The sequence below is a fragment of the Nonomuraea mesophila genome (assembly GCF_004352805.1).
Lineage (GTDB): Bacteria > Actinomycetota > Actinomycetes > Streptosporangiales > Streptosporangiaceae > Nonomuraea > Nonomuraea longispora.
On sequence record NZ_SMLD01000012.1, the window covers coordinates 45,219 to 57,309 of the forward strand.

11 protein-coding genes are annotated in these 12,091 nt (G+C 67.3%); 1 reads left to right on the top strand and 10 read right to left on the bottom strand.

Annotation, left to right across the window (positions count from 1 at the left end; genetic code table 11):
• Positions 1 to 75: 75 nt before the first annotated feature.
• Positions 76 to 1,617, bottom strand: a complete 1,542-nt coding sequence (locus E1295_RS07180) for an amidohydrolase family protein (RefSeq protein WP_132628881.1) — start codon at positions 1,615 to 1,617, stop codon at positions 76 to 78.
• Positions 1,618 to 1,650: 33 nt separating this feature from the next.
• Positions 1,651 to 2,220 carry an NADPH-dependent FMN reductase gene (locus E1295_RS07185; protein ID WP_132628882.1) on the bottom strand — a complete coding sequence of 190 codons (570 nt, stop codon included), beginning with the start codon at positions 2,218 to 2,220 and terminating at the stop codon, positions 1,651 to 1,653.
• An 86-nt stretch (positions 2,221 to 2,306) separates the two neighbouring features.
• On the opposite strand from E1295_RS07185, the gene E1295_RS07190 reads away from it, so the two are divergent.
• Positions 2,307 to 2,759, top strand: coding sequence for a MarR family winged helix-turn-helix transcriptional regulator (locus tag E1295_RS07190; protein WP_220448584.1), 453 nt, complete (start codon positions 2,307 to 2,309; stop codon positions 2,757 to 2,759).
• 60 nt (positions 2,760 to 2,819) lie between these two features.
• Here the strand turns inward: E1295_RS07190 and E1295_RS07195 are convergent, their stop codons facing one another.
• The 8 genes from E1295_RS07195 to E1295_RS07230 all read right to left on the bottom strand — a co-directional run bounded on the left by E1295_RS07195 (position 2,820) and on the right by E1295_RS07230 (position 12,044).
• Positions 2,820 to 4,097 carry an alanine--tRNA ligase-related protein gene (locus tag E1295_RS07195; RefSeq protein ID WP_132628883.1) on the bottom strand — a complete coding sequence of 426 codons (1,278 nt, stop codon included), beginning with the start codon at positions 4,095 to 4,097 and terminating at the stop codon, positions 2,820 to 2,822.
• Entirely contained in the window at positions 4,094 to 6,184 is a 2,091-nt protein-coding gene (locus E1295_RS07200) for a phenylalanine--tRNA ligase subunit beta (RefSeq protein WP_132628884.1), read from the bottom strand. Before E1295_RS07200 ends, E1295_RS07195 begins: the two co-directional genes overlap by 4 nt.
• Positions 6,181 to 7,224 carry a phenylalanine--tRNA ligase subunit alpha gene (gene pheS / locus E1295_RS07205; RefSeq protein ID WP_132628885.1) on the bottom strand — a complete coding sequence of 348 codons (1,044 nt, stop codon included), beginning with the start codon at positions 7,222 to 7,224 and terminating at the stop codon, positions 6,181 to 6,183. The genes E1295_RS07200 and pheS overlap by 4 nt, the downstream gene beginning before the upstream one ends.
• Entirely contained in the window at positions 7,225 to 8,490 is a 1,266-nt protein-coding gene (locus E1295_RS07210) for an ATP-grasp domain-containing protein (RefSeq protein ID WP_166427119.1), read from the bottom strand.
• Between the two features lie 108 nt (positions 8,491 to 8,598).
• Positions 8,599 to 9,465 carry a class I SAM-dependent methyltransferase gene (locus tag E1295_RS07215; RefSeq protein WP_132628887.1) on the bottom strand — a complete coding sequence of 289 codons (867 nt, stop codon included), beginning with the start codon at positions 9,463 to 9,465 and terminating at the stop codon, positions 8,599 to 8,601.
• A gap of 50 nt (positions 9,466 to 9,515) precedes the next feature.
• Entirely contained in the window at positions 9,516 to 10,556 is a 1,041-nt protein-coding gene (locus E1295_RS07220; RefSeq protein WP_132628888.1) for an amino acid--tRNA ligase-related protein, read from the bottom strand.
• A gap of 11 nt (positions 10,557 to 10,567) precedes the next feature.
• Positions 10,568 to 11,482, bottom strand: a complete 915-nt coding sequence (locus tag E1295_RS07225) for a hypothetical protein (RefSeq protein WP_132628889.1) — start codon at positions 11,480 to 11,482, stop codon at positions 10,568 to 10,570.
• A gap of 1 nt (position 11,483) precedes the next feature.
• Positions 11,484 to 12,044, bottom strand: coding sequence for a hypothetical protein (locus tag E1295_RS07230; RefSeq protein WP_132628890.1), 561 nt, complete (start codon positions 12,042 to 12,044; stop codon positions 11,484 to 11,486).
• Positions 12,045 to 12,091 lie beyond the last annotated feature (47 nt).

The window sequence follows — 12,091 nt, forward strand, 5'->3', positions numbered from 1 at the left end:
GCAGTACGGGCGGGCGATGCACACCAGCCGCGGGGCTCGATCCCGTTGACGATGCGGGAAGGGCCTTGCTGGGCGCTACGCGAACAGGTCCTTGCGCATGCCGTACGTCTTGAAGAGGTAGTCGCGTGAGGCTTCGAGTTCGCGCCGGAGCCGGCCGAGGTCCGCGTCGAGCAGGCGCCCGCGCCACTTGCGGACCTTGCCGGCGACGATCACGGTTTCGACGTTGGTGCGGTCCATCAGCGACACGACCGCCCCGGGCACGTTGTTGAGCGGAGCCACGTTGAGCGCGGTGGCATCGAGCAGGACGATGTCGGCCTGCTTGCCGGGGGTGAGCGTACCCGTCCTGTCGCCGAGCCCGAGGTGCTCGGCGCCGTTGCAGGTCGCGTACCGCAGCGTCTCCTGGACGGTGAGCAGGGACGGGGTGCCCTCGGCCGGCGTCGGCCAGTGGTTCGGTGGCACCGGGTCACCCTGGTCCAGGACCAGCTGGTTGACGAGCATGCGCTGCATGGTCATCGCGCCGCGCATCAGCGTGAACGGGTCCGCGGCCATCGTGGTCTCGACGTCGGAGCTGAGCGAGGGCTGCATACCCAGCTCCCGCATCTTGAGGATCGGCGGCGTGCCGTGCCGCATGACCATCTCGATGGGGATGGCGAGAGAGACCTGCGCCCCGGCGTCCCGGATCTTCTTCCACGTCTCGTCGGACATGCCGGTCATGTGGATGAAGAGGTTGTCCGGCCCGACCTTGAGCCCTCCGGCGCCCTGGGCCACCTCGTCGAGCACCGGCCGCATGCCGAAGGAGCCGACCGCGTGCGCGACGAGCTTGAGGCCCAGCTCGCGGCCGATCGTCCAGGCCTTGGTGTACACCTCCTTGTCCAGGTGCAGCTCGCCGCCCATGACCATGGTCACCAACTGGTCGTCCGAGGAGAACCATCGGTTCCTGATGCGGCGGGCGTCCTCCGGGTAGCGGGCTCCCTCGCGGCCGTCGCCCTCGAAATAGCCGAACACCCCCCGCCGCCCGGTGTCCATCAACGCCTGGACCGCCGCGTCGCTGTGCTCGGGGGAGTGGTGGATCTGCGACACGTCGAGGACCGTGGTCACTCCCGCGTCCAGCTGGGCGAGCCCCGCGAACAGCTCGTTGACGTACACGTCCTGCGGCCGGTACAACTTCGCGAACCCGCGCAGGACGTGCTCGATGTAGTTCGGGGACGCGCTCGGCGACCCGGAGCCGTCGTCCTGCAGCAGGCCATTGGGGAGAAACGAGCGTTCGGCCGTCTCGAACTGATGGTGGTGCGTGTCCACGAAACCGGGCATGACGATGCGCCCGCGCGCATCGATCACCTGGGCTCCGCCGGCATTGACGCGGGGCCCGACCGCCACGATCTTCTTGCCTTCGACCAGCACGTCGGCGACCTCGAAGTCGCCCACCTCCGGGTCCATCGACATCACCGCCCCGCCCCGGATGACGTAGCGCCGGCCAGGGCTGCCGCTGCCGGCCGGCGCCTGATCACCGCTCCGAGCCGCGGCCGGTGTTGCCGCGAGCAGGCTCGCGCCCGCCGCCGCGGCCGCGGCCGAGGTCTTCAGGAAATCCCGGCGTCGGGCCACGCTCTTGTTCGACATGTGAATCGCCTTTCAAACGGTGCTCAAGAGTGATCAGGGGACGGGGACGGCCCGCAGGGGGGCGAGCGCGGCGCTCCAGGACACGACCTGGCCGAGCATGGTGTCGAGTGACTCGAGGTGATGGTCGCCGGGCGTGAACACGGTGAGGTCCTGGAAGTCCGTCATCAGGTGGAGGGTGACCTGCTGGCGCACATCGGCCACATGCAGGTTGCCAACGATCATCCGCAGGTGCTCCACTGCGCGGGCTCCGCCCGCCATGCCGTACGACACGAAGCCGACCGATTTGTTGCCCCACTCGGCGTACAGGTAGTCGATGGCGTTCTTCAGCACGCCGGGGATGCTGTGGTTGTACTCGGGGGTCACGATGACGAAGCCGTCGAAGGAGGCGATGATGCCAGCCCACTGCCTGGTGTGATCGTTGTCGTAGGAGCCGAACGCCGGCAGGAGCGCCTCGTCCAGGTGCGGCAGCGGGAAGTCACGCAGGTCTATGAGCTCGAAGACGGCGTCGTCCCGTTGCGAGGCGATGGAGTGCACCCAGGCGGCCACCTTCTCGCTGTTCCGGTTGGGGCGGGTGCTGCCCACGATGATGCCGATACGGGTCATGGCGGTCTCTCTCCAGTGAGTTGACGTGTCCACTGGAGGCTAGAAGTCGTCGAGTGGATATGTCAACTCACTGGTAGGCTCACCTCATGGCCCAGCAGGGATTGACCGAACACGAACTTCGCGCATGGCGGACGTCCTTCCGGATGGTGGAGCAGCTGCGCAACCGCATCGAGCAGCAACTGCAGGCCAGCAGCGACCTGTCCAACGCCGACTACACCGTGCTCGCGCTGCTGTCCGAGACACCCGGCAGGCGGCTGCGCGCCTACGAACTGGCACGGGTCGCCGGCTGGGAGAAGAGCCGCATGCACCACCAGCTCACCCGGATGGAGCGGCGCGGCCTGGTCGCCAGGCAACGCTGCGGCTCCCGCGGCATAGACGCCGTGCTCACCGACGAGGGCCTGGCCTCGCTGAAGAAGGCCGCGCCCGACCACGCCGAGGAGGTACGGCGCCTGTTCGTCGACCGGCTGACCCGCGAGGAGCTCGACCAGTTCGCCTCCCTCGCCACCAAGATCCTCGACAGCCTGGAAGCAGAACCGTGACCGGCGGTCGGCGCGGTGGAAGGGTCAGCTGATCTCCCGGGGCAACTCGGCGTGGAAGGGTCAGCTGATCTCGCCGCGCAACTCGGCCTTGAAGTCTTCGGCCAGCCGGGCGGCGACCTTCCGCAGCACGGACTTGCGCACGTCCTTCCCGGTGTTCGCGGGAAGGTCCAGGCCGACCTCCAGCGTCACCGACATGCGACCACGGTCATGGTCGCCCTTCCAGACGTCCTTCACCTGGCAGGCGATGCCGAGCAGCCCGTCCAGGGTCACCTGAGCGGCCGCGACGGCCAGTTCGTCCGGTGTCACACCGCGATCGCACCAGAAGGAAAGATCATGTGAGTACGTCGCCGGGCGCTCCTCCGCCAGCCGGGCGAGGTCCGCGCTGACGAGGCCTTTCACGGGCCGGCCTGGGGCTTCGACCGTGGCCAGCGCCTCGATCCTCTGCAGCAGCCGGGCTTCGTCCACATGGAGCCGGGCCGCCAGCCGCAACGTGTTGACCACCGCCTTGCGCAGGACATGCCCTTGGGCCCGTGAGCGGATGCGTACGCCCTCCGCGTACAGGCGGACCAGGAGCCCGACGAGGTCGGCCAGCTTCGCCTCCTCCTCGGTCGAAGGAGGCGGCACGGCTCCTGCCGGCACGCTGTGCAGAATCCATGGGTGGCGATCCAGACACGCCGCCAGCGTCTCCACTCCGACGCCGAAGCCGTATCCGGCCACGGAGCCGTCGCGTTCGAAGGCGATGAGGTTTCCCAGGTCACGGTATGTCCCGTCGCCCTGGGCGATGGCGAAGGTGGCGCCGCGGCCGGTCAGGCCGGGGTCGCCGAAACTCCAGCGGTAGTAGTCGCGCTCGTGGGTGTCCTCCAGGAGAGGGCCGGACCACGCCGCACTCCACATGCCGATGAGATCGAGATCGTCCGCTGCCACGCGGAGCGCCACATCGGCCTGATCCAGCCCGAGCACCTGGGCGAAATACCGCGCCACGCTGCCCGACAGACGCTGCCGTGAACCCGCCGGCGCCAGTACACCGAGCATTTCGAACTGCAGGATGAAATCGTTCGTGAACTGGTCGGTGAAGGTGGCGCGCAGGTTGTGCACACGCACGCATGGCTGCCGGACGACGACTCCGGCGGCGCCGAGCGGGATCTCACCCCGGAGGAACGGCTTGAACGACACCACAGCCGAGTTGGTGAACAAGATCGTCCGGTCCTGGCTCGGTACGCACGGCTCCGCGGTGAGCGGCTCGACGCCGACGTCGAGGAAGTGCCCGACGAACTGGTCCGCGAGCCGGTCGAGCCGTGCCCTGCGGGTCCGTGCCTCTTCGACATCGGCGGCTCTCATCGCAGGCGCACACCTCGCTCACCGAGACTCGAAGCCACGGCGTCGATCATGAGTTTGATCTCCGCGTTGAGCTCTTCGGACGTCGGGGTGGGCTCGACGGCCAGGAGCAGCTTGTAGGTGATGGACCGGGCTCCTTCACCGAACTGCGCCGGGTCGGTGAAGACGTCCACCACGTCGAGCCCGCGAAGCCGGGCCGGCGCCGCCGCACGGAGCACCTGCTCGACGTCGGTGCTTCGCACTCCCTGCGGGAGCACGAAGTCGAGCATGCGATCGATGGGGGGTGAGTCCTCCAGCGTCGGCCGTGGGCCGGCTTGCGCTGGGAGCAGCCCGAATCGTGCCAGTTCGAGATAGATCGGGCGCACTTCCTTGATGCCGAACCGTTTCACGACCGCGGGGTGCACTTCGCCCAGCACGCCGGCCTGCCGCCCGTCGAGGTACAGGCTCGCGCTGCGGAAGGGGTGCAGGAAAGGGCTGAGGGGATGCTTCTCGTCGAGCACGGTGACGGTGAGGTCCCGCCCCAGCTGGTGTGCGATCTCCTCGGCGATCCCCTTGAGCGAGAAGAAGTCCTGCTGCCGGTGATCGTCGCTCCAGGTGTCCGGCAGCAGCGAGCCTGCGGCGATGGCCCACAGGACACCCTTTTCCGTGCACACGCCGTTGTTCGCGCCGGCGTCGGGGACGAAGACGGTGGCCAGTTCGAACAACCGGACGTCGGCGGTCCGGTACCGCACATTGGTGGAGACGGCCTCCACCGCCTGCGCGAGACAGTTGTTCTTCAGCAGGGCGTAACGACGATCGGCGGCGTTGGCCGTCGCGACGTGCTCATCCAGCGCGGAGCCCGGCTCGACGCCGAGCTGGCGCAGCAGTTCCCGGTTGTAGAAACCGTCGGTGAAGACCTCGTAGAACCCGTGCGAGACCAGGACCTCGCCGGCCAGCCACGCCCCCTCCTCGGCCGCGGGCCGCGCCGCGCCGATGCTCCCGGCGGGAAGGGTCGTGGGCAGAGCGTCATAGCCGATGCCACGGGCGACCTCCTCATAGAGGTCCTGGGCTTCCACCAGATCCCAGATGCGGTGTCCCGGCACCTCGAAGAGCCCGTCACCGACATGGGTCAGGCCGTAGCGGGTCAGGCGGTCGGCGGCCTCCTGCGGCGTGAGGCGGACGCCCAGGAAGTCGCCGAGGTCCTCGAAGTCGATCTGGACCCGCGGAAGCGGACCCGGCCACTCGCGCAGCACGATGCTGGGCCCGGTCACTTCGGCCGCGCCCGCATCCTCCAGGAGCCTGACCAGACGGCCCACGCCGGCCAGGACGGCCGTGGGATCGCCGCCGCGCTCGAAACGCTGGGACGCGCTGGTCTGCACGCCCAGAGCGGAGGCGGCCTTACGCACTTCGACCGGGTCGAAGACCGCTGACTCCAGCAGGACGCGGGTGGTTCTCCCGGTCACCCTGGATTCTTCGCAACCGATCACGCCCGCGATCGCGAGGATCTTGACATCGTCGGCGATGACCAACGTGCCCGTAGGCAGCTCGCGGAGTTCGTCCTCGCCCAGGAGCCAGGCCACCTCGCCGGACAGGCTCGGCCGGACCTGGACGCCGCCCTTGACCTGGTCGGCGTCGAAGGCGTGGGTCGGTTGCCCGAGTTCCAGGGACACGGCGTTGGAGGCGTCGACGATGGCCGAGCCTGTCAGGCCACCTTCCAGGGCGAGGATCCGGCGGACGGAGGCCGGCAGTTCCGCCTTGTCGTCGACGACGCGCAGGGGAGTGAGGGTGTAGCTGAGACACCCGCTGCCTGTCACGGCACCGGCGACCCGCATGCCGGTCGCGCCGGCGTCAGGGGAAGAGACGGTCACGCCGGCGACAGGCAACGGGACGACCCGGCCATCGAGACGCGCCGCCAACTCCAGCGCCACGCCCGCGTAGCAGCGATGGTCTCCCCGGTTGGCCAGCAGCTCCACCGCGATGACGGTGTCCTCGCCCGACTGCGATACGCCTTTCACCTCGATGCCCGCGTCGTCGAGCAGGAGCCGCACGGCCTCGGGGTCGTCGGGCAGCGCGGGACAATGGGCGCGCAGGCCCGCCAAGGACAACTTCACATCAACCCCCGGGTCAGGTAACGCAGGTGACGCTGCTGGGTCTCGTACAGGCGGCGTACTTTGTTCAGCTCCAGCCACTGCGCGGTCATGCGCGTCGTGCCCCAGCCGAACGCGAGCCCTCGCACTCCCGGGCGGTGGTAGCCGAACTCGCGCAGGACATTGGGATGGATCATGCCGGCGCCCATCAGCGTCACCCAGCCGACGGAGTGGCAGGCATCGCAACCCGCGCCACGGCACCGCGTGCAGGAGATGTCCAGCCCGATCGACGGCTCTGTGTACGGGTAGTACTTGGGCTTGAAACGGATGCGGACCTCCGGCCCGTACAGTTCGCGCACCACGAAGGCCAGCACACCCTTGAGATGCGCCAGAGTGAGACCGGGCGCCAGCCAGAATCCCTCCAGCTGATGGAACATCGCCATGTGCGTGGCGTCGACCGCTTCGTTGCGATAGACGCGTCCTGCGGATGCCACCTTGATCGGAAGCTCCGGTCGTTCGGCCAGCACCCTGGCCTGCACGGTGGTGGTGTGCGAGCGCAGGACCAGGTTGCCGTCGAGCCAGAAGGTGTCCTGCAGGTCGCGGGCGGGGTGATGCTTGGGGATGTTGAGCGCGTCGAAGTTGTAGTAAGGGTCCTCGACCTCGGGCCCTTCGCGGTATTCGAAGCCCAGGCGACGGAGAACGGCGAGGCTGCGCTGCTCCACCTGGCTGAGCGGGTTCCAGGCCCCGCGCCGGTGCGTCGTGCCCGGCAGCGTGACGTCGATTTCCTCGCTGCGCCAGCGCGCCTCCAGCTCCCGCCGCTGCGCCTCTGGAAGCAGGCGGTCGAGCTCCGCCTGCATGCGGGCGGAGACCTCGTTCAACACCACGGCCCGCCGGATGCGCTCGTCCTCCGGCAGGGATCCGAGCCGGCGGGACATGGCCTTGATGGGGCCGCGCTTGCCGAGAAAGGACGACCGGACGGAGTCGAGCTCGGCGTAGGTGGTCGCCGCCCGCACAGCCGCGTCGAAGGCGGCGGCGATCTCGTGGATGTCGTGCTCTTGGGTCATCTAGGAACCGCCGTTGGTGTCGATGCCGGCCACCGAGAGCGGGTGCTCTCGCTCGATCCTGGCCACTGCTGCGTGAAAATCCTCCATCGTGTCGGCGCCGATCACCAGGAGCAGGCACCACACCGATGGGTGTGCCAGTTCAACCTGATCGCCCACATCGTGGAGGAATGTCCAGTCGAGAATGTTGGGGTCGGCGGCGAGAGCCTCTTTCGACGGCATGCCGGAGATGACGCCGTCACCTGCCGGCGCAAGGTTGATCCAGCCGACATAGCGGAAGGGAGGGCCGGTGTACTCCAGCGACTCCGGCGAACCGCCGCACAGTTCGTGCACCCACGCCTCGCGCAGGTTGACCCCGCAGTACGCGCCGATCGCCTCGGGAACGTTGGCTCCCGCGAGACGTGTGGCGATCTCCGAGAAATAGATCTCATCGGAACCCGTCCTGAACAGCTCCAGATGCGTGACGCCGGTGTCGAAGCCCAGTTCGGCGTTGAGCGCGACATGGCGGTCCTCCACATAGGCGTAGAGCTCCGGATCGTCCTCACGCGGCACGATCAGCGAACCGTTGTCGTGCCCCGGGTCGACGGCCTCGATGCGGGGCCTGAGATAGCGGCTGATGTGGAGCTGCCACGGTTTTCCCCGTCGCCACACGGCATCCACGTGGTACTCGGAGCCGGAGATGTGTTCCTCCAGCACCAATTGGCGCGAGTGCAGTTCGGGGGCGAACGCGGGCTGCTTCAGCAGGGCTTCGAGCCCGTCGGCGTCACGGACGAGGGTGGTGGACAACGAGCCCATCCCGTTCACGGGTTTGGCGACCATCGGAAACCCGACCGTCTCGGCCAGCGTTGCCGGGTCCGGCCGCTGATCGTGCCGGGAAACGCCGGCGAAGCGGGCGTGCCGCCAACCCGCCGCCTTCGCCTTGATCTTCATCATCCGCTTGTCGCGGGCATGGAGCGCGAGCCGGGGTGACGTGTCGTCCAGTCCGAGTAGTTCCGCCAGCAGGCCGGCGCCGAATTGACTGAACTCGGTGAAGCTGGCGATGCGGTCGATGTGGACCCCGGACACGAGCAGATCGGCGGCCACCGCGCTCAACTCGTCGATGGAGTCGAAATGACTCACCCTCCAGACCGCGGCCATCCTGCCGAGTAATTCGGGATCGGGCCGCGCATGGTCGAGATCGAAAGCGTCGAGAACGAGGTGCACCCGTGCTCCGCGGTTCAACAACGCCCGCAGGGAGACCTCCTCCCATTTGCAGAAGAGAATCTGCACGTCGTCCTCCGTCGTCACGGGAATGGCAGGGGGGTGATGGCGACGAACCGCCGGTCGCGACCTGCCACAGGCTACCCCAGATGGCCGGGCGGCTCGCCGAGTTGGCATTCACGGGCGTGACGGCGGCTCCGGCGGCTTGCGGGCCACCACGAAAAGGTTATTGCCCCGCTCTGCCAGACCGGGCTCGCCGAGCAGCCTGAACTCGATCGCTTTGATGCGGTCGTAAGCACTTTGATCGGCGAACACGTCGCTGACCAGCCCGCTCGTTCCGGCGATCTGCGTTTCCTGGAAACCTGGATAGACCGCGACGGGAAAACCCGTGCTGACGGCGACGGGCAGACCCGACTCGTTGAGCGCGCCGACCAACTCGGCCGGTGTGAAAAGATGCATGGCAGGCATGTCCGAGGTGAACCGTCCCCGCCGGTCGAAAGCGGCGCTCTCCGCCTCGCTCACCGAACCGGTGAGCAAGTTGAAGAACACCGCGTGATAGCGGTTGGGCAGCACCAGCACCAACTGCCCGCCGGGGTTCAGCACCGTGCCGATCTGCCGGAGCACCGAGCGGACGTCACGCACGAAACCGAGCACATTGTGGAAGCTGATCGCGATGTCGAATGTCCGGTCACCGGACTTCTCCACCAGATCGGCCAGGTCGCCGTTCACGATGGAAAGGCGCTCGCTGTATCCGCCACGTTCCGCCTTTTCCTCGGCGTGCCGGGTCATGTGCGCGGACAGGTCGAAGAGCAGCGCGCTCATGTCGGGACGATGGCGCAGTATCCGGTCGGTCCAGCGGCCGGTGCCACCGCCGGCGTCGAGCAATGCGGCATTGTTCGGAATGTGCGGGATGACGTAGCGGGACATGGCCTCCCATAACAGCTCGTCAGAAAGACGCCAGTACACTTGTTCGTCGACACGGTCGTATCCGTCGGCCTTGCGACGGAAATATTCGATGACTTCAGTGGTGTGACCGGGCGTCATGCTGGCTCCTTCGACGAGGCTGGCGGGCGCGGGCGATGCCGTGTTCGCGGTCAGGGATCGATCTGCTGGCCGTTGAACCGGAGAAGCAGGGGTATGTCGCGGATGTCATCGCGTCGCAGGACCCAGAGCATGAATCTCTCGACGCCCATACCGAACCCCGACGTGCGTAGCGGGACCATCTCCCGCATCCGCAGATACCAGTCGTAGTCGTCCTCGCAAACCTCGTGCAGTTCGAGGGCCCGGCGCAGGGTTGAGGTCTGCGCGTGCCGCTCGCCACAGCCCACCGACTCCCCGATGCCGAAGAGCAGGTCGCCGTTGCGGGCCACGCTCTCGTCGCCGGACTCGAAGGCCTGATAGAACGGGACCGCCAGGTGGTCATAGTGCGTGACCCAGGTGAACTGCCCGAAACGGCTCATCAGCTCACGTTCACCGGCGTTGGTGAGCGTGCGGATCCCCGGTTGCTTCTCCTGCACGTAGGCCGGGTCGTGGCCCAGCGCCGTGGCGGCCTCATGAAAGGTCATCTGCCGGAAGACGTCCGCCTGGGACAGCTCCTTCAAGTGGCCGGTGTCGCCCGCGACGCTCGCGACAAGGTCGCCGGAGCGCTCCAGGAAGTCGGCGGCGAGGTGGCGCAGATAGTCCTGCACGACGTTCATCACGTCACCGAGGTCGCCGACGATCTCCGCCTCGCTGTGGAAGAACTGGCAAAGGTGGCGGGCGTCGGCGGCTTCGCCGCGGAAGGACGGCATCACGTAGTAGCAGCCGCCGCCCCACAGACGGCAGCCGTACTCCAGCAGGAACTGCATGGAGTCGGCAAGATATGTCTCCACGCCCTCCACGGTGACCCGCACCGGAGTCGAGTCGCTGCCCCGTCCCATCGGGCTGGATATGGACCCGGTGGTGATCGGAAGATAGACCGACTTGACGCCGCGGGCCCGCCAGAAGTCCACGGTGCTGGTGTGGAAGACGTCGTTGAGCTCGACCATCGCGCGGTACCAGGGGTGTTTGAGCGCCACCTCGTAGTGGGTGCGGGCGTCGGCCCAGGAGCGCGGCGGGCTTACCGTGGACGTCGTTACGGTGACGAGATCGGTCAAGACAGTTCTCCTCAGCAAGGTGTCAGATGGCGGCGGACGAGCCGCGCCGTCTGCCTGACGCGGCGCTCCACGTCCGGCGACAACACGAACAGCGGAATCGCGAAACAGGACAGGTGCCAGAACGAGATGTTCATGGTCGCCTTCACCGAGCCGTGGAAGGCGACGGACGACAGCCCCAGCAGATGCCGGTAGGGCCAGCCCAGCAGCATGGCCGGAAGGAATCCCAGCTCGAAGGCGACGGACGCGGCGCTGGCCGCCGCCAGAAGGCGCAGGTCGCGCCGGCTCATCGACTTGCCGAACGGCGTGCCGAGTTCGGCCATGGCGCCACGGAGTGTGCGGCCGTCCATCCACTTCGGGCCGGTGACCATGACCTTCGACAGCCCCGACTGCAGATACATCGTCGCGTAGTAGATCTGCATGGCGGCCAACGCCGCCGAGGCGACCTCGTCCTGCCTGGACGATGTGGCGGTCGTGCCTCGCGAGTCGACGACGGACAACAGGAGCAGGAAAACGTTGAGATGCGAGGTGTAGCTGTACAGGTCCTTGTGCACGGCGACGAGCCGACGCTGGAGGGCGAGGAAACTCAGGTTGGTCGTGATCCTGATCGCCGGATGGTCGTTGCCCAAGGTCCAGGCCGCGGCCGACGCCAACGTGAGGACGCGAAGCGCTTCGTAGGTCGTGCGCTCCCAGCGGCGGGAGCCGCGGGGCTGCCCGGCCGCTTCCAGGATGGCGAGTTGTTCCTGCAGGACTTCGCCACGGGGCATGTGCGCCACATGACGCATGATCGCGGCGCCGGTGGTGTATCTGGTCAGCGACAGGCGAGCGCGGGCGCCGGGCTGGTTCAGCCAGATGTCGGCGAGCCGGCGGGAGACCGCGCCGAGCGCGGTGCGCGCCGGACGGCCACGCGGATGACCGTCACGATTCATCTCACTCCTTCCCGACGCAGTCCACGATTCGCCACAAGGACGGTTCGGGCGCATCGCCGAACCAGCCGCCCGGGTCGTACCGGTGGATCAGATCCGCCTTCAGCACGTGGGCCCTGTCACCCGGATCGCACATCCGGAAATCGACCTCGACCATATAAAGCTCCATACCTGCGAAACGTTCTCCCGGTGGCGCCCTGAACGAGGCCCTGACCTCGTCCCAATCGCGCCACGGCCTTTCGTTCATGCCTTTTATCGCAGCCTCGCAGAACCGGTCCCGAACCACCGTGTCGGACGAGCTGACGAAGACCCGGACGATGAAGGAGATCACCCGGAAGAATTCCAGAGGGAGCAATGGCCAGGGGTCGGCGGGGCCGATCATCCGGCCCTTGTCCGTCATGAGGACGACCCGGACCTGCGTGGCTCGATCGGGGATGTAGTAGTTGAACATGTTGTACGAGCAAAAAGGCCACGCGTTTCTGTTCCTTATGGTCTGCGAGAGCTGGATGCCCATGTAGGTGGCCGTGGCGGCGACGAGGAGCCACCAACCGGCTGATTTCTTCATCCGTTGGGCCAACTTTCACCGCCTGCCGCCTGAATTGCCATGATGCC

What these genes read in the sequence shown, in the direction of transcription:
- E1295_RS07180 (WP_132628881.1), bottom strand. Translation starts at nt 1,617, where the DNA reads ATGTCGAACAAGAGCGTGGCCCGACGCCGGGATTTCCTGAAGACCTCG.
- E1295_RS07185 (WP_132628882.1), bottom strand. Translation starts at nt 2,220, where the DNA reads ATGACCCGTATCGGCATCATCGTGGGCAGCACCCGCCCCAACCGGAAC.
- E1295_RS07190 (WP_220448584.1), top strand. Translation starts at nt 2,307, where the DNA reads ATGGCCCAGCAGGGATTGACCGAACACGAACTTCGCGCATGGCGGACG.
- E1295_RS07195 (WP_132628883.1), bottom strand. Translation starts at nt 4,097, where the DNA reads ATGAGAGCCGCCGATGTCGAAGAGGCACGGACCCGCAGGGCACGGCTC.
- pheS (WP_132628885.1), bottom strand. Translation starts at nt 7,224, where the DNA reads ATGACCCAAGAGCACGACATCCACGAGATCGCCGCCGCCTTCGACGCG.
- E1295_RS07215 (WP_132628887.1), bottom strand. Translation starts at nt 9,465, where the DNA reads ATGACGCCCGGTCACACCACTGAAGTCATCGAATATTTCCGTCGCAAG.
- E1295_RS07225 (WP_132628889.1), bottom strand. Translation starts at nt 11,482, where the DNA reads ATGAATCGTGACGGTCATCCGCGTGGCCGTCCGGCGCGCACCGCGCTC.
- E1295_RS07230 (WP_132628890.1), bottom strand. Translation starts at nt 12,044, where the DNA reads ATGAAGAAATCAGCCGGTTGGTGGCTCCTCGTCGCCGCCACGGCCACC.